The organism is Chlorobium sp., from assembly GCF_036528655.1.
GTDB lineage: Bacteria > Bacteroidota > Chlorobiia > Chlorobiales > Chlorobiaceae > Chlorobium.
Genome location: NZ_JAIGND010000013.1, coordinates 20,093 through 43,367 on the forward strand (window position 1 = coordinate 20,093; position 23,275 = coordinate 43,367).

Annotated in this window: 27 protein-coding genes, 1 tRNA gene and 1 other RNA gene; 20 read left to right on the plus strand and 9 right to left on the minus strand. The window is 52.2% G+C overall.

The features are described 5' to 3' along the window. Positions 1-921 carry a DUF2515 family protein gene (locus K4305_RS04645; protein WP_331561209.1) on the minus strand — a complete coding sequence of 307 codons (921 nt, stop codon included), beginning with the start codon at positions 919-921 and terminating at the stop codon, positions 1-3. A gap of 307 nt (positions 922-1,228) precedes the next feature. Between K4305_RS04645 and K4305_RS04650 the strand changes: the two genes are divergently transcribed. Both K4305_RS04650 and K4305_RS04655 read left to right on the plus strand, forming a co-directional pair. Continuing rightward, the gene (locus tag K4305_RS04650) at positions 1,229-1,918 is read left to right on the plus strand and encodes an OmpA family protein (RefSeq protein ID WP_331561210.1); all 690 of its coding nucleotides are present in this window, start codon (positions 1,229-1,231) and stop codon (positions 1,916-1,918) included. A gap of 178 nt (positions 1,919-2,096) precedes the next feature. Beyond that, entirely contained in the window at positions 2,097-2,489 is a 393-nt protein-coding gene (locus K4305_RS04655; protein WP_331561211.1) for a DUF4440 domain-containing protein, read from the plus strand. 67 nt (positions 2,490-2,556) lie between these two features. Here K4305_RS04655 and lpxD read toward each other — a convergent pair whose 3' ends face one another. Beyond that, entirely contained in the window at positions 2,557-3,609 is a 1,053-nt protein-coding gene (lpxD, locus tag K4305_RS04660) for a UDP-3-O-(3-hydroxymyristoyl)glucosamine N-acyltransferase (protein ID WP_331561212.1), read from the minus strand. A 187-nt stretch (positions 3,610-3,796) separates the two neighbouring features. On the opposite strand from lpxD, the gene K4305_RS04665 reads away from it, so the two are divergent. From K4305_RS04665 to K4305_RS04690, 6 genes are all read left to right on the plus strand, one after another. Beyond that, positions 3,797-4,768, plus strand: coding sequence for a ribose-phosphate pyrophosphokinase (locus K4305_RS04665; RefSeq protein WP_331561214.1), 972 nt, complete (start codon positions 3,797-3,799; stop codon positions 4,766-4,768). A 31-nt stretch (positions 4,769-4,799) separates the two neighbouring features. Then, positions 4,800-5,381, plus strand: coding sequence for a 50S ribosomal protein L25/general stress protein Ctc (locus K4305_RS04670; protein WP_331561215.1), 582 nt, complete (start codon positions 4,800-4,802; stop codon positions 5,379-5,381). A gap of 218 nt (positions 5,382-5,599) precedes the next feature. Continuing rightward, a complete protein-coding gene (locus tag K4305_RS04675; protein ID WP_331561216.1) occupies positions 5,600-7,009 on the plus strand; it encodes an ABC transporter permease in 1,410 nt (469 codons plus the stop codon). Beyond that, a complete protein-coding gene (locus tag K4305_RS04680) occupies positions 7,006-7,566 on the plus strand; it encodes an NUDIX hydrolase (protein WP_331561217.1) in 561 nt (186 codons plus the stop codon). Before K4305_RS04675 ends, K4305_RS04680 begins: the two co-directional genes overlap by 4 nt. A 12-nt stretch (positions 7,567-7,578) precedes the next feature. After that, positions 7,579-7,854 carry a hypothetical protein gene (locus K4305_RS04685; RefSeq protein WP_331561218.1) on the plus strand — a complete coding sequence of 92 codons (276 nt, stop codon included), beginning with the start codon at positions 7,579-7,581 and terminating at the stop codon, positions 7,852-7,854. Between the two features lie 38 nt (positions 7,855-7,892). Then, positions 7,893-8,267, plus strand: coding sequence for a hypothetical protein (locus K4305_RS04690; RefSeq protein ID WP_331561219.1), 375 nt, complete (start codon positions 7,893-7,895; stop codon positions 8,265-8,267). A 123-nt stretch (positions 8,268-8,390) separates the two neighbouring features. On the opposite strand, the gene K4305_RS04695 is transcribed toward K4305_RS04690, so the two are convergent. Further along, on the minus strand, positions 8,391-10,595 hold the full coding sequence (locus K4305_RS04695) for a ComEC/Rec2 family competence protein (RefSeq protein ID WP_331561220.1): 2,205 nt from the start codon (positions 10,593-10,595) through the stop codon (positions 8,391-8,393). Positions 10,596-10,714: 119 nt separating this feature from the next. On the opposite strand from K4305_RS04695, the gene metF reads away from it, so the two are divergent. Then, positions 10,715-11,608 carry a methylenetetrahydrofolate reductase [NAD(P)H] gene (gene metF, locus K4305_RS04700; RefSeq protein ID WP_331561221.1) on the plus strand — a complete coding sequence of 298 codons (894 nt, stop codon included), beginning with the start codon at positions 10,715-10,717 and terminating at the stop codon, positions 11,606-11,608. 47 nt (positions 11,609-11,655) lie between these two features. Here the strand turns inward: metF and lysA are convergent, their stop codons facing one another. After that, complete coding sequence (gene lysA / locus K4305_RS04705) at positions 11,656-12,909, minus strand: diaminopimelate decarboxylase (RefSeq protein ID WP_331561223.1); 1,254 nt, start codon at positions 12,907-12,909, stop codon at positions 11,656-11,658. Positions 12,910-13,060: 151 nt separating this feature from the next. Here lysA and rpmG point away from each other — a divergent pair, with 151 nt between their 5' ends. From rpmG to rnpB, 4 genes are all read left to right on the plus strand, one after another. Then, complete coding sequence (gene rpmG / locus K4305_RS04710) at positions 13,061-13,243, plus strand: 50S ribosomal protein L33 (RefSeq protein ID WP_331561225.1); 183 nt, start codon at positions 13,061-13,063, stop codon at positions 13,241-13,243. A 66-nt stretch (positions 13,244-13,309) separates the two neighbouring features. Next, a tRNA-Leu gene (locus tag K4305_RS04715) sits at positions 13,310-13,394 on the plus strand. A gap of 152 nt (positions 13,395-13,546) precedes the next feature. After that, positions 13,547-14,347: a zinc ribbon domain-containing protein gene (locus tag K4305_RS04720; RefSeq protein WP_331561226.1), complete on the plus strand. Its 801-nt coding sequence runs from the start codon at positions 13,547-13,549 to the stop codon at positions 14,345-14,347. Positions 14,348-14,384: 37 nt separating this feature from the next. Further along, positions 14,385-14,818, plus strand: an RNA gene (gene rnpB, locus K4305_RS04725) — RNase P RNA component class A. A 6-nt stretch (positions 14,819-14,824) separates the two neighbouring features. On the opposite strand, the gene K4305_RS04730 is transcribed toward rnpB, so the two are convergent. From K4305_RS04730 to K4305_RS04750, 5 genes are all read right to left on the minus strand, one after another. Further along, positions 14,825-15,016 carry a CPXCG motif-containing cysteine-rich protein gene (locus K4305_RS04730; protein WP_331561227.1) on the minus strand — a complete coding sequence of 64 codons (192 nt, stop codon included), beginning with the start codon at positions 15,014-15,016 and terminating at the stop codon, positions 14,825-14,827. A gap of 41 nt (positions 15,017-15,057) precedes the next feature. Next, positions 15,058-15,888, minus strand: coding sequence for a hypothetical protein (locus K4305_RS04735; RefSeq protein ID WP_331561228.1), 831 nt, complete (start codon positions 15,886-15,888; stop codon positions 15,058-15,060). A gap of 41 nt (positions 15,889-15,929) precedes the next feature. Then, positions 15,930-17,084, minus strand: a complete 1,155-nt coding sequence (locus K4305_RS04740) for a pyridoxal phosphate-dependent aminotransferase (RefSeq protein WP_331561229.1) — start codon at positions 17,082-17,084, stop codon at positions 15,930-15,932. A 41-nt stretch (positions 17,085-17,125) separates the two neighbouring features. Then, entirely contained in the window at positions 17,126-17,350 is a 225-nt protein-coding gene (locus K4305_RS04745; protein ID WP_331561230.1) for a hypothetical protein, read from the minus strand. Between the two features lie 64 nt (positions 17,351-17,414). Then, positions 17,415-17,900, minus strand: a complete 486-nt coding sequence (locus K4305_RS04750) for a DUF456 domain-containing protein (protein ID WP_331561231.1) — start codon at positions 17,898-17,900, stop codon at positions 17,415-17,417. A 183-nt stretch (positions 17,901-18,083) separates the two neighbouring features. Between K4305_RS04750 and K4305_RS04755 the strand changes: the two genes are divergently transcribed. The 7 genes from K4305_RS04755 to K4305_RS04785 all read left to right on the plus strand — a co-directional run bounded on the left by K4305_RS04755 (position 18,084) and on the right by K4305_RS04785 (position 23,198). Further along, positions 18,084-18,689 carry a MotA/TolQ/ExbB proton channel family protein gene (locus K4305_RS04755; RefSeq protein WP_331561232.1) on the plus strand — a complete coding sequence of 202 codons (606 nt, stop codon included), beginning with the start codon at positions 18,084-18,086 and terminating at the stop codon, positions 18,687-18,689. Then, complete coding sequence (locus tag K4305_RS04760) at positions 18,686-19,093, plus strand: ExbD/TolR family protein (protein WP_331561234.1); 408 nt, start codon at positions 18,686-18,688, stop codon at positions 19,091-19,093. The genes K4305_RS04755 and K4305_RS04760 overlap by 4 nt, the downstream gene beginning before the upstream one ends. After that, positions 19,090-19,749: an energy transducer TonB family protein gene (locus K4305_RS04765; RefSeq protein ID WP_331561236.1), complete on the plus strand. Its 660-nt coding sequence runs from the start codon at positions 19,090-19,092 to the stop codon at positions 19,747-19,749. The genes K4305_RS04760 and K4305_RS04765 overlap by 4 nt, the downstream gene beginning before the upstream one ends. A 114-nt stretch (positions 19,750-19,863) precedes the next feature. After that, entirely contained in the window at positions 19,864-20,589 is a 726-nt protein-coding gene (locus K4305_RS04770) for a metal-dependent transcriptional regulator (protein WP_331561238.1), read from the plus strand. Positions 20,590-20,611: 22 nt separating this feature from the next. After that, entirely contained in the window at positions 20,612-21,223 is a 612-nt protein-coding gene (locus tag K4305_RS04775) for a DUF3793 family protein (RefSeq protein ID WP_331561239.1), read from the plus strand. Positions 21,224-21,673: 450 nt separating this feature from the next. Beyond that, positions 21,674-22,618 (plus strand): sirohydrochlorin chelatase, encoded by a 945-nt coding sequence (locus K4305_RS04780; protein WP_331561240.1) that lies wholly within the window; start codon positions 21,674-21,676, stop codon positions 22,616-22,618. A gap of 16 nt (positions 22,619-22,634) precedes the next feature. Next, entirely contained in the window at positions 22,635-23,198 is a 564-nt protein-coding gene (locus K4305_RS04785) for a PepSY-associated TM helix domain-containing protein (RefSeq protein WP_331561241.1), read from the plus strand. Positions 23,199-23,275 lie beyond the last annotated feature (77 nt).

Consider the following 23,275-nt stretch of genomic DNA (forward strand, 5'->3'; position numbering starts at 1 on the left):
TCAACCGAGACCTATATCGCGGCAGAAGTCTGAAGCCGTCATGGCCGTCGAACGTACGAGGTCGCCCTTGCCCGAAGCCATCTCCTGCAGCTCGCGCTGAAGAGGCGATCCGCTGCAGTACGAACAGTCGGCGCTCTCCCATGCCGGAAGCACCGCCCGTTCTATCCAGCTCCACCGGTCTTTTTGCGACGCAACGCTCCTCATGCCGGAAAGGGTTTCGAAATACCCGGCATACTCGGCAAAAGAAGCTTTACGGTGCGCAGCTTCCGGCGATCCGCACGAAAAATCGAGTTCGCTGCCGAATGAAGCAAGAACCCTTCCGGCAGAGGTCATGATATCGAAAATCGGCTGCAGGGTGTTGAGCTGCTCATGGCGTAAAAGCAGAATATTGCCCTCGCGAATCAGAAGTCGTGCTTCGCTGCTGCGCTCATCCGAAGCAAGCGCCTTGCGCCCCTCATCGATCATGCGGAACCCGGCAAGCATGAACTCCCGCTCCCGTTCGCAGCACCCCGATTCAACCTCGGCAAGACCACCGTGCAGGTATGCAACATGAGCCCAGGCTATGTCGCGGTAAATTGAGTTGTTTCCCTTGCGGAGAAGATCAAGGTCCTGCAGAAAAAGTCTGTCCGCAACAGCGGAATGAAGCAAAGAGGCAAGGTAGACAGGAAGGCCTGCCGTCTTCAGCGTTTGTTCAACTGAAGAGGCCCTGGCTGAAGGCGCATGAATCAGTTCGAAAATAGCCAGCCCGAAACCGACCTGCCGGGATGCGAAAGCCGCCATACCCGCCCACTTGAAAAGATCGGGTTTTCGGAGGTACCATTCGGCATACATGGACGTTATGGCAAGGTTGCGGGCAACGACCCGTGATTCGTCCGGAAGTTCTTTTTCAAGAAGTAAGCACCAGGCATCTCGGTCAGGCATCGTGTAGCTCCATTTAGTATTTACATTGTTTATTCATGCCATGAAAAAACAGAATACCCGATTAAATAATTTTCACCTGAATGCCCGACAGCGATCTTTCAGGCAGAAAGCTTTAGCGGGTTTCACCCCGCCTTTTTACATCCAGGCGGGAACTTAAGAGCTTTTGACGGTAGTTCTATAAAAAAGTAACAATAAGCATCATAATATATTAGCCTGTTTTATTCCGGTTTGCCCACTAAAATTCACCCGTTTATTACGGATAGTCCTGTATGAGCAATCTTTGACAACCATTAAAACATCTGAAATCATGAAAAACCTTCAAAAACTCACTAAACCCCTTGCCCTGATCCTGATTCTTGCGATGACATCGCTAACCTGGGGTTGCGAGAGCACATCCAACGCCGGAAGAGGCGCGGGCTACGGAGCTGCAGCTGGCGGCGTGATCGGCGGCATAATCGGCAGCAGATCGGGCAGCTGGGCCAAAGGCGCAATCCTCGGAGCGGTTATCGGCGGTGCCGGAGGCGCGCTTATCGGCAACTACATGGACAAACAGGCTGCCGAAATAGACCGGGATGTTGAAGGAGCGACCGTCGAGCGCGTCGGAGAAGGCATCAGAGTCGTCTTCGATTCTGGTATCCTGTTCAGCACAGGATCGTCCACAATTACCTCAACCAGCCGTTACAACATTGAAAAACTCGCTGGAATCCTCAACCGTTACGATGATACGAACGTAGTGATCGAAGGCCATACGGACAGCGTCGGCAGCGAAGAAAGCAACCAGGTGCTTTCCGAGAACCGCGCGCAATCGGTCGCCAGTCTCCTCAGGGCTTACGGCGTTTCCGGCAACAGGCTGGCCCCTGTAGGATACGGCGAGACCCGTCCGGTCGCATCGAATGAAACCGAATCCGGCCGGCGCCTCAACCGTCGCGTTGAAGTTCTTATCTATGCAAACGACGAACTTAAACGTCAGGCAGAGAGCGGCGAACTGAGAATGTAATCGGCGTTTCTGAAAATTATGCAGAAGTAACAAGTCCGGGTCGAACGCTTCCCGGACTTTTTTTTATTTGCAGTAATAAAAATATTGACGCGATTCGTTAAATTTTAATTTTGGTTAAAAATGCAAGCGCCAAGCTTCTGTACCAATCAATCCATGTAATCCAAATCGCTACCCTGCCATGCTGTTCACCAATCCCGAAGATGTAGTCTTTCAGTGGGTTTCAAGAGTCTGCGGCGGTAAACCCGCCGATATCGCCTCGCTTTACGACGAACGCGCCGTACTCATACCGACCTTTTCGCCGCATACCGTTGACTCGCCGGAGGCGATCATGGGTTATTTCGAGCAGCTTGCCACACGACAGGGGGTCGGAGTGAAACTGCACGACAAGTCTCTTCGAACTCAGTTGATGACCAACACCCTGCATACTCTGAGCGGCGTCTACTCATTCGAGTTCGAAGTTGACCAGGTGCTTCTGAGCTTTCCCTCCCGGTTCACATTCGTCGTGGATCTATCAAGGGAAAAACCGATCATTCACCACCACTCATCTCAGGTGCCGAGAAACCTGTCGTAAAAAAACATCGGTCATCCCGCAGCAGAGAGATCAGCGGGATGACCGACGGGCGGGAGAGCATACACGCTCAGCAGCTCTTCAATCGAGCTATTTCGGCTTCCAGCACTCCAATCCTTTCCTTCATTGAGCCGATACCCCTCTGCAGGGCTTCCAGTCGCAGCTGCTCGCGCATAGGCTGAGCAGGATAACCTCTGAGAGAGATTCCCGGTTCGGAAAACGATTTCGATATGCCGGCTTTTGCAGCGACATTGGTGCGATCGGCCAGTTCGAGATGACCGGCAAAACCGGCCTGGCCCCCGATCATGCAGTAACGGCCCAGCGTCACACTGCCGGAAATGCCTGCCTGAGCGGCGATAACCGTGTGATCTCCGATCCGGCAGTTATGGGCGATCTGTACGAGATTGTCGATTTTAACTCCTTTTCCAATAACCGTACAACCCATGGTCGCCCGATCGATGGTGACATTGGCTCCGATTTCGGTATCGTCGCCGATTTCCACATTGCCCAACTGAGGTATTTTCAGATAGGAACCGTCCTGTTGCGGAGCAAAGCCGAAGCCGTCCGCGCCAATGACGGTACCGGAGTGGATAATGACCCTGCTGCCGATAACCGTTCCTTCATAACAGGTGACATGAGCATTGATCACCGTATTGCTGCCAAGGGCAACATCCTGCAGCAGCACGGAGTGCACCCCTATAACGGAGTTGTCACCGATTACGCACCGGTCGCCTATTACGGCATAGTCGCCGATGGAAACATCGTTGCCGATCGTTACGTCCCGCCCGATTCTGGCGGTTGAGGCAATACCGGGAGCAGCGACTGTCCGAGGCCTGGAAAATTTCTGCAGCAGCAGCATGAATGCCGTATAGGGATCTGCGACCCTGATAACCGATGTCCCCGGTGCTATCATCTCCAGCGACACCGAACTGCCCGCAATCACAAGTGAAGCTTCGGTATCTGAAAGATAACGGAGATATTTTTCATTCGCTATGAACGAAACCTGGCCAGCCCGAGCCACTTCTATCTTTGCCGGACCGGTAATGAGCGTCTCACCGGAACCATGCAGTTCGATATTTGCGAAAAAGCGCCCGAGGTAGTCCCTTATTTCTGTGATGAGCATAATTTATGCGAGCAGATAGGATGTGCCTGGAAAGAGGAAAAAATTAATGAACTTTTCAGCCTTTTTCATTATATTTCAAGTCCTGTGATTATTATCGATTCTGAAAAGAAACAGGAATCGTCAGTCCGGGACATAAGTAAAATGCTGCCATAATATAACCCGTTTCATTCAGAAAATGCAGGACACAATGGCAAAACCAATCAAAATCTTCGCAGGTCGCAGCAACCCGGCTATTGCTGAAAAAATAGCGCATTATCTCGGCATGCCGCTCTGCAATGCGAAAGTCGAAAATTTCTCCGACGGGGAAATTTCGGTCAACTACTTCGAGTCGGTCAGGGGATCGGACCTGTTCATCATTCAATCCACCAATCCGCCCGCCGACAACCTCATGGAGCTGCTGATCATGATCGATGCAGCCAGGCGTTCCTCTGCAGCAAGAATTACGGCAGTCCTTCCCTACTACGGCTATGCCCGTCAGGACAGGAAAGACAAACCGAGGGTAGCCATCACCGCAAAACTGGTCGCAAACCTGCTGAGCGAAGCCGGCGCAAATCGTATTCTCACCATGGACCTGCATGCGCCGCAGATTCAGGGCTTTTTCGATATACCGTTTGACCATCTTTATTCGAGCGTCGTACTCATAGACCATATCCGCCACAGAGAATTCCGCGATAATCTTGTCGTGGCATCTCCTGACGTAGGCGGCGTTAAACTGGCAAGAAAATTCGCAGAAGAGCTCGGCACCGATCTGGTCATCGTCGACAAACGCCGTCCGAAGGCCAACGTTGCCGAAGTGATGAACATCATAGGCGACGTCTCAGGCAGAAACGTCCTCCTTGTAGATGATATGATCGATACCGCAGGAACGCTTGTCAATGCGGCTAAAGCGATCAGGGATGCAGGCGGCCTGAAAATCTACGCAGCCGCAACGCACCCTATTCTGTCGGGGCCAGCTATCGAAAGAATCGAGGCCTCGGTCATCGAAAAGGTCATTGTCACCGATTCGGTCATCACCGACCATGCATACTCCGGAAAAATCGAAACGGTTTCGGTCAGCGGACTTATCGGAGAAGCGATCAAGCGAATCTACGAGGACGATTCCGTCAGTTGCCTCTTCGACAGCAAGAATATCAGTCAAAAAATCACGAACAATCACTAAATCACAAGCAGAAAAGAGATAAGGGAAGAGCATGGAAACAATTGCATTAGGGGTAGAACCTCGCGAAATAACCAAAAACGGAGCAGCAAAACTGCGCAAGAACGGCAGTGTCCCTGCAGTTATTTATCATAAAGGCGAAGAAACCGTCGCTGTAAGCGTCAATGAAATCGCATTGAACAAGCTGGTGCATTCAGCGGAATCGCACATTATCGACCTGAAGTTCCCGGATGGAAAAACCCTTCGTTCGTTTATCAAGGACGTACAGTTCGATCCGGTAAGCGATCGTATCATTCACACCGATTTCCAGCTCTTCTCGGCTGACGAAGCTGTGGAAATTGAAGTTCCCGTGGCGACAAGCGGCAATGCTGCCGGTGTCGAAAAAGGCGGAAAACTGCAGATCATCCGACATTCTCTCACCATCAAAGGCCATCCCGAAGATATGCCCGACCACCTCGTCATCGATGTCACAACACTTGAAGCCGGCCACACGATCCACGTAAAGGAGATCCCGATGGCTGCTTATGCCGGACTCAGCATCATGGACGAACCTGATACCCCCGTTATCACCATCATGGCTCCGAAAAAGGATATCGAAACGCCAGGCGAAGCCTGATAATCACGGCTTCCTGCCTTCCGGAGAGAATTCGCATCAGAAAAGCAGCTTTTCCATAAAAGGAGAGCTGCTTTTTTTGTTCCTCAACCTGTTTTACCGGTGCAGGTTTTGTTTTTTCCGGTAATTGAAACAATATTCAGTTTATACCTGATCATCATAAACCACAAAAAGATACCCAAGCATTGCCCCTTCTGCATCTTATACCAGGGCTGGGACTTTTGAAACGCAACAGGAAAGGACCGGGACTCTTTCTTTTCTTTTCGTTTCTCGCCTACCTCTTCGTCATCCTGCTGCAATGGGATCTTGTTCTCATCAGCTTCCGCTCGCTTGCCGCCGCCGCAATACTGCTGCTTACTGCTCCAGCAACGCTGCATGATATTTTCAGCATAGAGATCGTCGAATTCTGGGCGGCGGCGATTGCCGTCGTCGCAATTCCTCTGGTTCTCCTGACGATATCGGTGAAATCAGGGAAAAGAGCCTCGATGAAAACAGCCGATCATGAAACCGAAGCGTCGAGCCTGGGAAGCATAAGCCTGCAGGCGTTCATGCAAAACGTCATAGCGCAAAGCGCGGCAGCAGTTGTTTTCGTTCTTTATTCGGTGGCGTTCCTTGCCCCCCTGCTCGCTCCTTTCAGCCCGTACGATCAGCAGGACTTCCTAGTAACCGCTTACAAACCACCCTTCACCCGCCTCGAGGCGCTCGTGCTTGCACAGCCGAAAATCCAGGCGCTTGAAGCTTACACGGCAAGCGGTGCAACGGCGAAACAGGCATACTCGCTCATAAGCGACCTGAGAACCCTGAAAACCCGTAACGAACCGCATGCGCTCCGCTTCACAGACGGTTTCAGCATAGAAAACGGCATCGTCTCCTACCGACAGGGAATGCGCACACGAACCATGCCGGTTGCGGAACTTGCAGACCCTTCAGGTGCGAGTCCGTCGATCACCCGCACCTTCATTCTCGGCACCGACCAGTATGGACGGGACATTCTCAGCAGGGTGATCTACGGTTCGAGGATTTCGCTTTCCATCGGATTTCTCGTTGTGCTTATTTCTGTGACCCTTGGCACGGTGATCGGTATATCGTCCGGCTATTTCGGAGGATGGATCGATGCGCTGCTGATGAGGATCGTCGATGTGCTGATCGCCTTTCCGGCGCTCTTCCTCATTCTTATCATTATCGCGACATTCGGCAATTCCATATACCTGATCGTCGTAACGCTCTCCTTTACGGGCTGGATGGGCGTTGCCAGGATCGTGAGAAGCCAGGTGCTTTCGCTCAAGGAGCAGGAGTTCATTCTTGCAGCGAAAGCCCTCGGGCTTTCGAATATGAGGATCATTTTCCGCCACCTTGCTCCAAACACCCTGACGCCGGTCATCATTGCCGCAACCCTGCGCATAGGCAGCATCATTCTCACCGAAGCAGGACTTTCGTTCCTCGGCCTCGGCGTCCAGCCGCCTACACCGAGCTGGGGCAACATCATCAACGAAGGACGCGACAGCCTCCTGAACCACTGGTGGATTTCAACCTTCCCCGGCATAGCCATCCTCACCACGGTAGTCTGCTTCAACCTGATCGGCGACGGCGTACGGGACGCGCTCGACCCGAGAATGCGCGGCCAGTCATGAACTGTTCTCCCGAACCTGAAGCATGGCATACGCTCTGCACGAAGTACCTCTACCGGCGTCCCTGGCTCACCATGCGCCAGGACAGGGTAAGGCTGCCGAACGGCAGGATCATCGACGACTACTACGTGTGGGAGTATCCGCCCTGGACTAACGTTCTGGCATTCACCAGAGAGCGGCAAGCCGTACTAATCAGGCAGTACCGGCACGGTATCGGCCAGGTGCATTGGGAACTGCCCGCAGGAGTTCACGATAAACCCGGCGAATCGCTGCTCCAGGCCGCACAGCGCGAGCTTCTTGAGGAAACCGGTTTTACCGGCGGATCGTGGAAACCCCTGATGGAACTGTCGGCTAACCCGGCGCTTCAGAACAACATCTCCTGCACCTTTCTGGCCGAAAACGTCGAGTTTTCCGGTTCAAGAAAGCTTGACGCCACCGAAGATATCTCCGTCCACCTTGTAAGCCTCGAAGAACTGCGATCCATCGTGCTCGAAGGAAAGATGATTCAGGCGCTTCATGCCGCACCGGTGCTCAGATACCTTATGCAGCTGCAGCATTGAGATCCGCGCGCCATGAAAAAAACCGCACAGCTCGCCCTGCTCGAATCGACCATCAGGCAACTCGGCTACACCCTGCGCTATGAAAAGGGAAATTTTCTCGGGGGAGAATGCCGGCTGAAAGAAGACAACGTTGTGGTGGTAAACAGATTTCTTCCGCTCGAAGGCAAGCTCTACACCCTCGCACAGGTCATCTCCCGCCTCAACCCTCCCGGGTTATCCGCCGAGGTTGTGAAAATCATCGATAAACTCGTCGTCAGCAATCTCTTCACCGGCGGACATAAAGGATAAACAGCATACAGGCGACATAATCGGGACAAATACGCAACATGAGCATTCAGTACACCACAACAAGCAACGGCGATACGCTCTTCGTCAGAACATCCGGTTCAGACGAAAGCCTCGAAGAGGTCGAAGCATACGGGAACGCCATTGTTCGAGAATGTCTTCGGTGCGGAGCAAAACGCGTACTGTGCGATGAAACAGCACTTGAATACCGTCTTGACACGCTCGATACCTTATATGCCGGTAAATCACTCGTATCCCGTATTCAGAACAAACGGATTACAATCGCGATAGCATGTAATCCGAAATTCCGGGAAGATGCTCGCTTCTTCGAGAACGTGGTCGTCAACCGGGGGCTGACACTGAGGATGTTTCCCGATATCGAATCAGCAAGAATCTGGCTCATGAACGACCGCTAAGGCTGAAAAAACGGAGAATTCCCCGGGACTCTCGGGCTGCCGTCGCTATCTGCAGCATAAAAAGGAGTTTCCCGGCTTTACCGGATTAACGGCCCGCTCATGCCGGAGTTCAACTGATGCAGTTCAGGGTATGACGATCTGCCGATCCGGTTCGCGGATCTGGACATCCGGACGCTGCAGGGCAAAACGGTAAAGAGCTGCCTTATCCTGCTCCGTCAGGAAAGAGCCGGCAAGAAAAACACACCGTTCCGGCCGGGCATAGTCAAGCCAGCTTTCTATCTGGCTTCGCTGTTTTTCCCTGAAACGGTAGACGGCGAGAATCACCAGGTCGGCTTTCCACGACGGATCATGGCGAAGGCGGCTGGTACCTGAAACGTAGAGTATCGATCGGTCACGAGTACGAATGGAGAGCACCTTTTCCATCGGTCTGGCGATCACCATGGACGAAAGCTCGAGCCCTGCGTCGCCATGCATCATGTGTTTGGCGACCGCCAGCTTCGCAATGAGAGAATCCTTTGAAAAAAACTGCACAGCGGCGACCGGCTGCGGCAGACGGTACTCTGCGATCTGGCGCATGATGCGCTCCCCGTCCCGCGCATTCCTGCCGCCATCGACAATCACGGTTTCAGTTCCCGTAGCGTAGAGCAGCGAGAGATTCCGTCCGAGATTAACCGTAACGAGTCCGCTCCCTTTCCCTTCGGGTTTCAGTACGGCATACCAGAGCAGCGCGTTCAGGCCAAGCAGGATCGTAATGGCAAAAGGGCCCCACGATTTGCGGGAGAAAAACCATGCCGCAGAGGCAACAAGAAGGTAGTAGATCGCCACCTCTGCGAGATCGGGCTTCAGGGTGATGGATGCGAATGGCACCCTGCTGAAAAAGAGGGCGGAATCGAGCGTAAGAGAGGCCATCAGCCATCCGCTCATGGCAAAGAACGAGGCGAGATAGCCGGAAAAAAGATTGAAAATAAGCATCGGCATAAGCGCGTACATCATCACCGTGGAGAAGAGTACGACCGGCAGGTTTGCCGCAAGACTCACCAGAGAAAACGTACCGAAGTAATATGCAATGACAGGAGAGACTCCGATGATTGCGGCAAGACTGACGAAAAAACTGCCAAGAAAAAACCGGACCGCAGCCCTGACAAGCCCCTCTTCCTTATGTTCCTGCGGGTAGAGCAGCGGATAGACCAGAAGAATGGCGAGAACCGCTCCGTTGGTCATGAGAAACCCCGGATTGAAGAGATCGAATGGATCGAAAAGCAGGATCAGGATGTCGGAAACGGCAAGAGAGTTCACCCCGTAGGATCTTCTTCCGAGAGTTTCGCCTCCGAAAAGCACCACCGACATGATAGCTGCCCGTTTCACCGAAGGCGAGTTTCCGGTGACATGGCTGAAAACAAGCATGATGAACGCGATAAGAGCGAAAGAGAACCAGCGGCCTGCAGCGTTTGTTTTGAAACGCTGCAGAAGCACATGAACGGCAAGCGCAAGTAATCCGACATTGAGACCCGATACAGCGAGCACATGGGCGGTACCGGTTATTTTGAACGCCTCGAACACCTCCGGGTCGAGCACCTCCCGTTCCCCGAGCAGTACCCCTCTGACCAGCTTCCGCTCGCCTCCTTCCGGGATAAGCAGGTCGACGGTGGCGACGGTATAGTCATAAACCGGAACAACGATGTATCGTTCGAACGCGCTGAGCTCCCTGTGGCCGGTCTGCTGCAGATGCCAGGGACCGACGCAGTAAAGCTGTATCCATATTCCCTGCATTCTCGCATGGCGGCGGGGATCGAACTCTCCGCGATTGGCGGCTTCCGGAATCATCTGCAGCTTGCCTTTCACGCGCACCATATCGCCGTTCTGCAGTGCAGGAATATCGTCGGGAACGACGCGCATGAAAATCTTTGCCCTGCCTGCAACGGCTTCCGTACGGCCCCGGAGGAACACCTCGCGCACATCGAGCGTCCATCCGACTCCCTTTTCGTAGCGCGAAGGCCTGCCCTCCACCCTGCCGTAAAGCAGCACGTCTTCTCCCGCATAGCTGAGGAGGCTCCGTTCGGACACCGTATTGAACCGGAAATGACTATCGGCGGCAAAGGCAGAAAAAACGAACAGCAGATAGGTGAATACGGTTACGGCATGAGGAAACGGCATACTTCTGCGCCGTACGTATTCTATACCGATGGCGGCAAGCAAAAGTGCAAGAAAAAAAACCGAGAGTATGATCCATCTTCCGAGAGGGAGAATACCCATCGTTCCCGCAATAATGCCGGCAACGACAACAAGCAGCAGACGAAGGGCTGGATATGGGGCCAGAAGATGCTGCATTGCAGAATCGGGCTGGTTTCGATTATCCGTATCGACTGTCCATAATTAATTAACTTACGCAAATCATTGTTTTTGTATATTCTTTTCTTTTGAAAAACCCGTAAACGCAACAATCCTTCATGCTTGTCAGAGAGATTCTGGATTCGGCGAGTGAACCTGTCTTCAGCTTCGAGTTCTTTCCTCCGAAAAGAGACGAAGAGTGGGACAGGCTTTTTGATACCATAGCGAACCTTAATAACCACCTCCACCCATCTTACGTCAGCGTCACATACGGAGCAGGAGGGTCCACACGTACTCGTACGCACGATCTCGTCACCAGAATACAGAAAAGCACCGGACTGACCGTGGTCTCCCACCTGACCTGCGTCTGCTCGGACAGGGAGGATACCGCATCGATTCTGGAAAACTATCTCGAACACGGCATCACCAACGTGCTGGCCCTGAGAGGCGACAAGCCCGCCGGCACAGCAACGCTTGCCGAGGCCATCAGGGATTTTCCGCATGCTGTCGATCTGGTTCGCTTCATCAGAAAACGCTTCCCTTCGATCGGTATCGGCGTCGCGGGTTTTCCGGAAGGACATCCGGAAACACCAAACCGCCTGAAGGAGATCGAGTACCTGAAAGAAAAGGTGGATGCCGGGGCCGATTACATCGTAACGCAGCTCTTTTTCGATAACCGCGACTATTTCGATTTCGTGGAACGCTGCCGGGTTGCAGGCATCGAGGTTCCGGTGATACCGGGCATAATGCCGGTAACAACAAAAAAAGGAATGATAAGAATGTCCGAACTTGCCCTCGGAGCACGAATACCGGCTCGGCTGCTGAAACAGGTGCTTGAAGCGGATAACGACAGCGAGGTTGCAAGGATAGGCATCGACTGGGCGGCAGCCCAGGTTCGCGAACTGATAGACCAGAAGTCGAAAGGCATCCACTTCTATACGCTGAACCTTGCCGAAGCCACCATGAAGATTTTCGAAACCATCCATAAAGGAGAGCAGCCTCTTCAGTCATAACTCAGGCAGAAGAGGCTGTCCCAAATGGATTCATTCGTCAAAGGCTTTCAGAACAACTCGTTAGCTATAAGCTGCTCGTAGGTCTCCCGTCGGCGGATCAGTTTCACATCGCATCCCTCCACCATAACTTCCGCCGGACGCAGCCTCCCGTTATAATTGCTGCTCATGACGGCGGCATAGGCTCCCGCGGACATAACGGCGATCAGTTCCCCTTCGGCAGCATCGTCAACAGTGCGATGGCGGGCGAAAAAATCGCTCGATTCGCAGACCGGCCCGACGACGTCGGCAACCACGCTTTCCTCATGACGGATTATGCTGAGCACTTCGTGATGCGACTGATAAAGAGCCGGACGGATGAGTTCGGTCATGCCGGCATCGACGATGAAAAAGCGTTTTCCGGTATGATTGCGCTTCCTGTAAAGAATCTTCGAAAGCAAAACGGAGGCATTGGCAACCAGAAAACGACCCGGTTCGAAAATCACCGGCACGCCGGCCGGTGCGAGCATAGGAATGAGCTTTTCGGCAAAATGCGCAATCGGCGTAGCCGGCTTGCGCGGATCGTAGGTAACGGGAAAACCGCCTCCGATATCGAGATAACCGATCGAAAAACCAAGACCTTTTGCTGTTTCGAAAATATCGAGCAGTACGGAAACAGCTGCGACATAATATTCCGGATCGAAAATCTGCGATCCGATATGCATGTCAAGACAGACAAGGCGCACGCTGTCGAGCGTGTGAAGCAGCGAAAAAGCCTCTTCGAGACCGGCCTCGTCGATACCGAACTTCTCCTTGCTGTCTCCGGTGGTGATGTAGGGATGCGTCTCGGCGGTAACATTAGGGTTTATGCGCAGTGCGACCGGAGCGACAACCCCCATGACGGAAGCCACCCGATCGATTGCCCGCAGTTCCGAAATGGATTCGGCCTTCAGCATGAGCACGCCCGACTCGAGCGCATATGCGATCTCCTCGTCTTTTTTGCCCACCCCCGCAAAAATGATCTTTTCTGAGCCGACGCCCGCATTGAGCGCCCGGAACAACTCGCCTCCCGAATTCACGTCGCAACCGAAACCCTGCGCGGCAAAAGTGCGGATGACGCTGAGATTGAAATTAGCCTTTACCGAATAGCAGGTCATGTGAGGCAGGGATGCAAACGCCTCTTCGAACTGCCTCGCGCTCTCTTCGAGACCTCTCTTCGAAGTCACATAAAGAGGGGTTCCGTATGTTTCGGCAAGATGGTCAAGCCTGACGTCCTCACATGAGAGTACATCGTCGATATAGTGAAAAACGGTATGTTCGCCCACAGCTTCAACTGATATGAATTATGATAAATGAAACGATTTATAGTATAGCGTTTCTTCACAAAGAAGAGAAACAAAAATCCCGCACTTGCAAAATCCTTCCGGAGACCTTATATTCATGCCTCTTAATTCATCATTCATTACAGAGGTTCTGATGGCAAAAGGAAAAGAAAACAGAATTATCATCACGCTGGAGTGCACCGAAGCGAAAAAGGAAGGCAAGCCTGTTTCACGGTACACGACCATGAAAAACAAGAAAAACACCACTGACCGCCTCATTCTGAAAAAATACAATCCGAATCTGCAGCGCCATACTCTGCACAAAGAGATTAAGTAACTTACTTTTTTGACATTAGCGCAAAAAAGAGTTTATTGTATTCTGGTCTTGTTTTAACTCTGCGATGCCCGAATGGCGGAACTGGTAGACGCACTCGTTTCAGGGACGAGCGCCGCAAGGTGTAGGAGTTCGAATCTCCTTTCGGGCACCATAAATCTTCGACCGCAAGATGCAGATCACGGTAGAGAACAGCACAACAGCTGATAGTTCAAGCGGATCGTCACATACAGCTTAACCATGATGATGCACCTTTCGGCAGAAGGTGCTTTTTTTATGCTTCAATAATCCAAAATCAGGGCAATAGTGGATCATACAAAAATCAACCTTCTTGTCAGGCTTCAGCACCTTGACAACCAGATCGAGAACATTATCAGCCTTCAGAAAGGTTTACCGGAAGAAATCACTGCTCTTGAAGAAGATCTCGCCTTTACAGGAAAACAGATCGACGCCCGTCGGAAAGTCGCCGACGAAAACCTGAAAATCCGCCAGCGCCTGAACGAAACCATAAACGAATGCCGCAGTAAAATCAGGATTTTCAAGGAAAAACAGACGCTTGCCCGCAACAACAAGGAATATGATGCGCTCTCGAAGCAGATAGAATACGAAGAAAAGGAGATCTCCCAGGCTGAAATACAGCTTCAGGACATCTCTCATGCCGAACAGCGAACAATCGAAACCCAGCAGAAAGGGCGGCAGCTCATCGAAGAAAACCGGTACGATGAGATAACAGAAGAGATGATGCCCGACGATGTGCTTCAGCAGCAGCTCGAAGACCTTGGCAGGCAGGTCGCACATAAAAAGGAAGAGCTCGACAGCATCGTCGTGGAAACGGCGGACGAAGTGAATTCCCTGAATAAAAAAATCGAAGAACAACGGGAGACCATTCGGAAAGAAGCGAAAAGACTTCTCGACAAATACGACCATCTTCGCAGCGGTGTAATACAGAACGCCGTGGTGAAACTCAACCGCAACGCATGTTCAGGCTGCAATACCCGGGTTCCGACCAATCGACACACCATGATCGTCCAGGGCGGCTTCTACCTCTGCGAATCGTGCGGTCGGATCGTCGTGCACGAGCGGCTGTTCGACGAAGCGGAAAACTGAATTTTTTCCATTTTTTAAAGGTTCTTTATTTCAGCTGAAACCGCAAGCGTGCAGCCGCTGCGTAACTTAAGGTTACGCAGAGGAAAGTCCGAACTTCACAGGGCAGGGTGCCGGTCGAGAACAGGGGCAAGGGCAGTGCAGACTGCGCTTCCTTCATTCAAGTCCGGGGAGCAGGGGGAAAACCAATGCTCACAGACAGTGCAACAGAAAATATACCGCTCCGGGTAACCGGAGTAAGGGTGAAAAGGCGGTGTAAGAGACCACCGGATATTCCGGCAACGGAATATGCCTGGCAAACCTCCCCGAAGCAAGGCTAAATAGGAAAACTTTTCCTTTACGGAGGAAAGAGAGCGGCCCGTTCAATTCCCTTTACGGGAGAGTTTTCGGGTAAGCCGCACCAGATAAATGGCTGCAGCTTCATGTCTTCAGGGATATGATCCACAGAATTCGGCTTACAGCTTCGGTTTCGGCTTTTTTTTATTCGTTATTCCCGCGAACCTCCGCATGGCAGTTCCCTTCCTCGTCGAAGGTTACGGCTATTGAAACCGGCCTGCAGCAGACCGGACAATCTTCGACAAATTCCTGCCTGCCTTCCGTCAGGTCGATGAATACGTCAAACACCTCGCCACAATAAGGGCACTCCGCTTCCGTACGCTCCGGTATATGCATGGAAAAACTCCTTTTTGCATTGCAATAACATCGGAATCCGGCTACCGGAACACCACGGTAACCTTCTGTTTCGTTTCGCCTCTCACCCCCGGCACGCGATTGAACAGTTCGCCCGGCGACGGGGAAACGCTTCCATAACCAGTCAGATTCAACAGTGCGTCCTCATGGCTTTCTTCAAGCAGCAGCCGGTCGAAATCGACATCGGCGAGCACCACTTCCGAACCATCCATGCATTCCGCATTGCTCGAAACGATCTCACCCCGAAAACCCACGACAAGCCTCATCCGGGTACCTTTGAATGCTTCCCTGAAAATTGCCAGCGACAGCTTCTGCTGATCCGGCGCGGGAGGCGTTGGCGGAGGCGTCCCTCTTATTTCCGGTTCGAGCAGCGAACGGCTTTCCGGCAGAACGATGACAAGCGTTGCCAGTGAATCCCTGGAAAACCTGAAACCCACGCGATCATTCCTGCCGCTGCCGATAACGGATTCTGTTCGCAGCGAATCCGCATCCCGGCGTTCGTCCGGACGTCCTGAAATGTTTATTCGGGCAACGTCCCTGAACGTGTAGACAGCTTCGTAACCTTCGAAAAGACCCTCAGTATATTTCCGGACGCTTTTCAGCCTGACGTCCTCGCCCATGGCCGAGGCGTTTTTTTCAAGATTTTCACGGGAAGGAATATCGGCGGCACTTGTCTGTTTCTCCCCTTTCCCGAGGCCAAACATAGTTTTAAAGTAAGAACGGTTCATCAGTAACCGCTCGGTAACCGTGCCGGATCCGTCGGGATTCACCGATACCGTTGTGCTGACCCTTATACAGCCCTGCAGCAGCGCCGCACTCATCAGCACAATGAACACCGCAGACAATCGACCCATACAGGCTCCTTCCGTGATATATTCATAATAAAAAGGTCCGGTCAGCGAAGCCGTCCAAGACGGCGACTGGCCTCTTCAAGCACCCCGTCCTCCTTTGCATAGCAGAAACGAACAAGATGTTCTCCCCTGCCGCCGCCGAAGAATGCGCTGCCGGGCACGCAGGCAACTCCCGTTCTGTCGAGAATGAAGTGCGCTTTTTCAACTGCCGTTTCGCCGGGAAGATGACCGGCATCGGCAAGCACGTAATAAGCCCCTTGCGGTACGGAAGGCGTTAGCCCCGCTTCGACAAGCGCGCTGCAGAAACGATCGCGTTTTATCCGGTACTCCTCCGAAAGCATGGCGTAGCAGCCATCGTCGAGACGTCGCATGCCTTCGGCAACTCCTGCCTGGAGAGGCGCAGGTGCGCACACATAGACAAGGTCGTTGAAATAGCCGATTGCCGTTGCCCAGCGGGCATCGCAGATTGCGTAGCCCAATCGCCATCCCGTGATGCTGAAGGTTTTGGAGAACCCTGACACTGTTATGGTACGCGCTTTCATACCGGGAAGCGCCGCAAAGGAAATGTGGCTGCAATCGTAAATGAAATGCTCATATATCTCGTCGGTAAAGACGAAAAGATCGTACCGCTCAGCAAAGTCGGCAATGACTTCAAGCTCCTCGCGACTGAAAACTTTTCCTGAAGGATTGGACGGCGTATTGACGATGATGCCTTTTGTTTTCGCGCTCACAGCTCTTTCGAGATCGTGAACCGTAAAAGACCAGTCCGGCGTTCCGAGCGGCACAAGTACCGGCACGGCTTCTGCAGCTGTCAGCGTGCTCAGATGGTAGCCGTAGTACGGCTCGAAGACGATCACCTCGTCGCCGGGACTGAGCAATGCCTGAAAAGCACAGAACATGGCGCCGGTAGCGCCGGAACTAACCACAATCTCGCTCCGGGGATCGACGGCAAACCCGGAAAATCGCTGCTGCTTTTCGGCAATCGCTTCGCGAAGAATGCCAAGACCTGCATAGTGTGTATAGGTATTGTAATCCTGCCGGAGAACTTCTTCGGTACAGCGTAATACCGCAGCGGGAACCGGCGTATCGCACACGCCCTGGGAAAGATTGATGCCGCCGACACGCGCACATGCGATCGACATCGCCCGAATTTCAGACTGCATGACGCAGCCATGACGGGAGCCGAGGGTAAGACTCATGAATCATGCAATAAATAAAGTTCCGCAAAGACGGGCCCTTGTCAGAACGATGGGCCGCCATGTTCGAAAAAGCTCTCGACATTCAATATCGAACCGGTAATCGCAGCGACAATGAACAGGATCGCGCTCATGATGATCGACAGCACGATCATGGCGGGAATGCTTGCAAATACCCACTTGATCATGAACACCACCATCGACCGGAACGGCATGCGTATATCGGTGACAATCACCCGTTGACCTTCCTGAACCTGTTTTTCACCCATAATAGGCAATTCTGTTTAATCTGTTTTTAAGTTAACCGTAACCAAGGCGGCGATTTTCAGGAATTCAGAAAAAACGTGAAAAAACAAATACCCCCGCCATGGCAAAAGCGATGGCTATTTTCACAGCTGTTCCGGCAACAATCCCGAGCCATGTTCCGATTCCGGCAAGACCGGCCGATCGCAAGTCCTTGCGGGCAAAAAGCTCGCCCGCGACAGCGCCGATAAACGGACCCGCAAGCAGACCGACTGGACCGAAAAACATCCCTGCGACAGTTCCTGCACCGGCTCCGATAATACCGTACTTCCCCGCCCCGAACCGCTTCGCGCCAAGCAATCCCGCAACCGTATCAAGAATATAGGCCAGCGCCGCCAGTAACCCGATAATCAGCAGAGTGCCCGATCCGATATACTCGAAGTTCTCGGCCCAGGCCCCCGCAACGAATCCTGCAAAAAGCAGCACTATACCCGGCAGTGCCGGTATGACGAGTCCTGCAAACCCCGCCACAATCAGCAATGCTGCTATTATCCAGAAAAAAACGTTCTGTTCCATGGCCGCCAGAATGATTGTTTATTGAAGGTGCCGTAAAATCGTCTCAGATGCAAGCGGCTGAAATAAAAAAGAGCCCCTTTATCTTATTTTTATTTCGTCTAAATAATATTATTTTTAAATTAACGGCAGTTGAGCTCAGGCTCGCCCCCTGAAACGTTTTTTCCATCTATCAAGCTTTACCTGATGTTCGATCTCTTTGTAAAGGGCGGGCCCGTGATGTACCCGCTGCTGTTCAGTTCCATTATTGCTCTCGGCTATACGCTTGAACGCGTTTTCGCCTATTATCTCGCTGGCAGAAAGGCGGAAAACCCGTCCTTTATACACGATCTTATCGAAAAGAACGAAATTCCCCAGGCTCTCGAACTCGCCATGAACACCCCGGGCCCTGTTGCGTCCGTTCTTGAAGCGGGATTGCGGCATGCCGGCGAAGCAAAAGAGCAGCTTGAGGAGGTCATCAGCCTGCGGGGCTCTTCGGAACTTAAACGCCTCAATCAGAACCTCCATATTATCGAGCTTGTCGGAAGAATTGCTCCCCTTCTCGGCCTGCTCGGTACGGTTCTCGGACTTGTCGATGCATTCATGGAGGTATCCGAAGTAAAAAGCGCCATCGATCCATCCCTTCTTGCAGGAGGCATCTGGGAAGCCCTGCTGACCACTGTGGCGGGTATGGTCATAGCCATTCCTGCGATGGTTTCGCACCATTTCCTCGAACACCGGGTTCAGGCGTTTGCATGGGAGATGAAGCATTACGGCACGGAAGCAGTCAAACACCTCGGAGCAGAACGATGATCGATTTCGGGGAAAACATGCCGGAAAAAAAACATATCGATATGACACCGATGATCGATATCGTTTTTCAGCTTCTGATATTTTTCCTGCTTACGTCGATCTACGCAAAGCCCGTACTTCCGGTCAGTCTGCCCGAAGCAGCCTCTGCTGTCGTATCGGAAGAACCCGAACTTACGGTAAGCATAAACAGCAGCAGGCAGATCTTTATGAACAATCGCCCGATACCCGATAACCGGTTCAGAAGCGAAATAGAATCGGCACTTGAAATCAGAAAGGACAAATCGATTCACCTTATGGCCGACAAGACCGTCGATTTCGGTCGGGTCATCGACATCATGGACAGGGCAAAACAGGCCGGAGCTGAGGATATTTCCGTTGTAACCGAAAAACGTGATGCGGAATGAAGATGCAGCGAATCCGGCAGAGCGTCTTCGGCATATCGATACTGCTTCATCTTGCCTTGCTGATACCATTTCTGGAGATGCGCCGCAGCCAGGATGCTGCAACAGAACAATGCATCACTTTCACCATTAATAACGCTGTCGCACAGCAGCAGGAGAGCCCTTGCCCGCCTGTAAGACCGTTACCGGAAAAAGTCAGAAAACCCGAGAGAATTCCGCTGAAAAAAAAACCCGAGAAATCCCGGAAAAAACAGATTTCCGCACAAGTCCCACCTCAACAATCCGCCTCCAAGGGTGACATGCCTCCACTCACCCGGCAGGAGCCTGCGGCGCCGAGCTCCCCTGCCTTGCCGCCGCAGGATACTCCTGCTCCTCAATCAGGAAAATATCTCTCCATTGTAAGAACCCGGATAGAGGCGAAAAAACATTACCCGCCGTTTGCCCGCAATCTGCAGCATGAAGGCACTGTCGTCGTGAATGTCACCATCGGAACCGGCGGCTCCATTATCTCTGCCGTCATCGGAAAAACATCAGGATATGCCTCGCTCGACAAGGCGGCTCTGGAGGCTGTTCGAAAAGCCGGACCGTTTCCTCCTCCTCCAGGTTACGGTCTTGGACAGATCAGCGTGAGCGTTCCCCTTGTTTTCAAGCTTCTCTGATTACGGATTGATTTTATTTTAATTTTGTCTAAATTAATAATTTTATTAAATAGAGATGTAAGATAAAGACCTCCTCTTGGTAAAACAGATACGGAAACGCAGGGCAGAGCAGTTATGCCGAGCGAATCAAGTGAAATGTACATTCAGACGATTTACCGCCTGACCCGGAAGCAATCGAACGCATCGATCAGCGAGATAGCAGCAGCCCTCGGCTACAGCCTCTCGACGGTTTCAGAAAAGGTAAAAAACCTTACCAGCGACGGCTATGTTGTGCATGAATGGCGCGAGCATGTCACCCTGAGCGAAAAAGGGCTGATATCTGCCTGCAAAATGCTCCGCAAAAGAAGGCTTATCGAAACATTTCTTTTCAGGCATGCAGGATATGGTCTCCATGAGGTTCATGACGAAGCCTGCCGACTCGAACATGTTATATCCGAACGCCTCGCCGATGCGCTGGACAGCATGCTTGATTTCCCCAAAACCGATCCTCACGGCCACGATATCCCTTCAAGGGATGGCAATATGCCGGAGAAAAAACTTACTACGCTCTACGAAACCGCAGACGGTTCGGCCGTTATGATCGCCGCACTGCAGACAACGGATCCGGAGCTGCTGAAATACATCGCCGATATGGGGCTGACTCCCGGAACCAGTTGCGAGGTTATAGACAAGGCTCCGTTCAGCGGGCCCGTCAATATAAAGGCAGGCAAACGGATCCTGCCTCTGTCTGCAATGATGGCCTCACTGATTGAAATCGTCCATCTGCCGGAAACAAACGGCAAGAATGCAGAAAAGCCTCACAAAAACGGAAAAACTCCGGCCGCCGCATTAAAAAACTGACGCAAACAGTAACGACAACGATATGAGCTACTGCTTTTCGAAAAGCCGACAGGAACAGCTGAATAACTGGAAACGGGAACTGCTCGAAGCCGACGTCCGACATGCAGCACTTGAGCGGCTGCTCTTTGTACATGCCTCCGGGGTACTGTTCGCCGGAAAACCGGGAGAACTGGTTATCCTGAAAAAAGATCTCTTCGGTCTCGATCCGGAACTGTCGCTGAAAACGGTCGTGTCGTTCTGCCGGATATGGGAAACGGATTTCAGGTTGCTTGATGACACCGGTCAGTCCCTGAAAATCATCATCTACCGGGCTGCCTCCGTAAACAGGCGCCTCGCTTCGGCTTCAAAAAAAATCCTGCATTGCGTGCTGAAATATCCGTTCGGCCTGGACAGCGGCATGTTTCTGGGTGAAATCGCCTCTCGCTGGCAGAAGTCGGGCTCGATCCCTCACGAAATCGGCATCGCGCTCGGCTACCCCATGAAAGATGTATGGGGATTCATGGGAATTACCGACGACCCCTGCAGCGGCACATGCGGCTGGCGGATTTTCGGAAATCCGGAACCCTCCATCAGAAAAAAAGCGCGCTATGAGCAGGCACGAATGTTCGCTGCTCAGTACCTCAAAGCCGCTTAAAAAAAACCGGAATCCCCCATTCCGGTTTTTTACTTATTACCTCAAGAGAAAAAAAGCGGAACGTCATTTCCCGCCGACCTCTACCTTTGCAGCAGACGCCTGAGATGAGTGCGGAAAGCAGGCAATGGCCTCCCTGTTCTTACAGCAGCAGCATATTCCGGATATCACTATTCTCCCGGCCCGGCGGCTGCTTCCGCGCGCCATGCAAAAAAAAGCCCCCGTGGCACTCGGGGGCTTTTTGAAAGAACAACACAACCTGAGAACGGAGAACAAAACAACAACTTTCTTCAACTGTCTGAGTGTAATCTAATACATATTTAGACAAATTCAAAATAATAAACACGACTCCTCATATTTTTTACAATGCCTTGGGTTGAAAGGTAAAAGTATCTTATCTTTAAACTGTCTATTTATAGACAAAGTGCATTTATCCACATTCAGCGAACTATCATGAACCGCATTTCCCGTTCCGGTCTTTTCCTCCTCGTTTTCCTTCTGGCGACGGCGCTTCAGTCATGTTCCTCCGAGAGCCGAAGAATACCCTTCAGCGCGGAGAACGAATCGAAAAAAACAGGTGTACTCCTTGTAAGCCACGGATCGCCGTCCAAAACCTGGCGCGATGCCCTCTTCGAACTTGAAAAGTCCGTCACCTCTGAAATCATGGCTGACGGCAAGGTATCGGGCATCAAAACCGCTTTCATGGAGTACACCGAACCGTCAATAGCGACGCGTCTGAAAGAGTTCGACAAGGAAGGATATTCCGATGTCGTAGTCGTGCCTGTTTTCCTGACCGTCAGCCCACACTCGTTCGACGATCTGCCGACCATCATGGGCCAGAAGGAAGATCCACGGTCGATGGAAACACTTAAACTTGAAAAGATCGAACGGTACAAGCCCGATGCGGCAATACACATGACCCCCCTGCTCGATTTCGGTGAAGCGCTCCAGCAGAATGTTGTGAGAAGGGTCAAAGCCCTTTCGAAAAAACCTTCACAGGAAGGACTTGTGCTCATCGGCTATGGTGACGAAGCCTACGAAAAGGAGTGGAACGACCTGTTCGACAAAGTGGGCGCTTCGGTAAAAAAAGAGACCGGAGTCGATGCCTATGCCCATGCATGGTGCGGCCATATCGTACGATATCGATCAGACTCGACGACCGTTGCCGTCAAAAGAATGCTGAAGCGGAAACAGCATGCCGTCGTCATTCCGGTACTCGTCGCCCACGATGAAAACTTTCAGATACGAATCATCGGATCGGGACTTGAAAAAGCCTCGGCTGAAAAATCGAGGATCCTCTACAAGCCCGACGCGCTGCTTCCCGACCCCTCTATCGAACAGTGGATCGTGAACGCTGTAAAAACAGCCTTGGCCGATATCTCATCGTCAAAAAAATAATAAGCGGGCACCATCCATGGCAAAATTTGACAAGGCAAGAAAAATAAACAACGTACTGCACCGCGATCTGGGATATTTCTTTGCGGCCCTGATCATCGCCTACAGCATTTCGGGAATAGCGCTGAACCATGTGGACGACTGGAACCCCGATTTCGTCATCACGAAAAAGGAGATCGCCCTTGATCGCCGGTATGACAACAACGACATCACTCCCGATCGCATCGAAGCGTTCAGCGCTCTGGCAGGAGAGAACGGCTTCCGGCTGTACGACTTCCCATCGGAACGGCAGGTCAAGATCTATTACAGGAACGCAACCATGCAGATCGACCTCGCAAGCGGCAAGGGCACCTACGAAAAAATATCGAGACGGCCGCTTTTTTATGAGGTCAACGTGCTGCACCGAAACAGCGTCGACTGGTGGAAATGGGCCTCGGATCTCTTTGCCCTCATGCTGATAGCCATTACCCTGACCGGCATGTTCATGCTGCGAGGCAGCAATGGCCTCAAGGGCCGGGGAAAATGGCTTCTCGCCGCAGGAGCCGTTCCCCCCGTGTTAGCCCTTCTCATGCATCAGCTCTGAGAAGACTCCGTTTCCGCCGTTTTCGCACAATCAACTTGCCTGTCGGAACATAAAGGGCAATACCCTGCGTTTTTTTC

Coding starts and splice junctions, on each gene's coding strand:
- K4305_RS04750 (WP_331561231.1), bottom strand. CDS start 17,900: ATGGAACAGAACGTTTTTTTCTGGATAATAGCAGCATTGCTGATTGTG.
- K4305_RS04655 (WP_331561211.1), top strand. CDS start 2,097: ATGCTGTTCACCAATCCCGAAGATGTAGTCTTTCAGTGGGTTTCAAGA.
- K4305_RS04650 (WP_331561210.1), top strand. CDS start 1,229: ATGAAAAACCTTCAAAAACTCACTAAACCCCTTGCCCTGATCCTGATT.
- K4305_RS04745 (WP_331561230.1), bottom strand. CDS start 17,350: ATGGGTGAAAAACAGGTTCAGGAAGGTCAACGGGTGATTGTCACCGAT.
- K4305_RS04695 (WP_331561220.1), bottom strand. CDS start 10,595: ATGCAGCATCTTCTGGCCCCATATCCAGCCCTTCGTCTGCTGCTTGTT.
- K4305_RS04755 (WP_331561232.1), top strand. CDS start 18,084: ATGTTCGATCTCTTTGTAAAGGGCGGGCCCGTGATGTACCCGCTGCTG.
- K4305_RS04665 (WP_331561214.1), top strand. CDS start 3,797: ATGGCAAAACCAATCAAAATCTTCGCAGGTCGCAGCAACCCGGCTATT.
- K4305_RS04730 (WP_331561227.1), bottom strand. CDS start 15,016: ATGCATATACCGGAGCGTACGGAAGCGGAGTGCCCTTATTGTGGCGAG.
- rpmG (WP_331561225.1), top strand. CDS start 13,061: ATGGCAAAAGGAAAAGAAAACAGAATTATCATCACGCTGGAGTGCACC.
- K4305_RS04670 (WP_331561215.1), top strand. CDS start 4,800: ATGGAAACAATTGCATTAGGGGTAGAACCTCGCGAAATAACCAAAAAC.
- K4305_RS04680 (WP_331561217.1), top strand. CDS start 7,006: ATGAACTGTTCTCCCGAACCTGAAGCATGGCATACGCTCTGCACGAAG.
- K4305_RS04780 (WP_331561240.1), top strand. CDS start 21,674: ATGAACCGCATTTCCCGTTCCGGTCTTTTCCTCCTCGTTTTCCTTCTG.
- K4305_RS04645 (WP_331561209.1), bottom strand. CDS start 921: ATGCCTGACCGAGATGCCTGGTGCTTACTTCTTGAAAAAGAACTTCCG.
- K4305_RS04735 (WP_331561228.1), bottom strand. CDS start 15,888: ATGGGTCGATTGTCTGCGGTGTTCATTGTGCTGATGAGTGCGGCGCTG.
- K4305_RS04785 (WP_331561241.1), top strand. CDS start 22,635: ATGGCAAAATTTGACAAGGCAAGAAAAATAAACAACGTACTGCACCGC.
- K4305_RS04770 (WP_331561238.1), top strand. CDS start 19,864: ATGCCGAGCGAATCAAGTGAAATGTACATTCAGACGATTTACCGCCTG.
- K4305_RS04740 (WP_331561229.1), bottom strand. CDS start 17,084: ATGAGTCTTACCCTCGGCTCCCGTCATGGCTGCGTCATGCAGTCTGAA.
- K4305_RS04685 (WP_331561218.1), top strand. CDS start 7,579: ATGAAAAAAACCGCACAGCTCGCCCTGCTCGAATCGACCATCAGGCAA.
- K4305_RS04760 (WP_331561234.1), top strand. CDS start 18,686: ATGATCGATTTCGGGGAAAACATGCCGGAAAAAAAACATATCGATATG.
- metF (WP_331561221.1), top strand. CDS start 10,715: ATGCTTGTCAGAGAGATTCTGGATTCGGCGAGTGAACCTGTCTTCAGC.
- K4305_RS04690 (WP_331561219.1), top strand. CDS start 7,893: ATGAGCATTCAGTACACCACAACAAGCAACGGCGATACGCTCTTCGTC.
- lpxD (WP_331561212.1), bottom strand. CDS start 3,609: ATGCTCATCACAGAAATAAGGGACTACCTCGGGCGCTTTTTCGCAAAT.
- K4305_RS04765 (WP_331561236.1), top strand. CDS start 19,090: ATGAAGATGCAGCGAATCCGGCAGAGCGTCTTCGGCATATCGATACTG.
- K4305_RS04775 (WP_331561239.1), top strand. CDS start 20,612: ATGAGCTACTGCTTTTCGAAAAGCCGACAGGAACAGCTGAATAACTGG.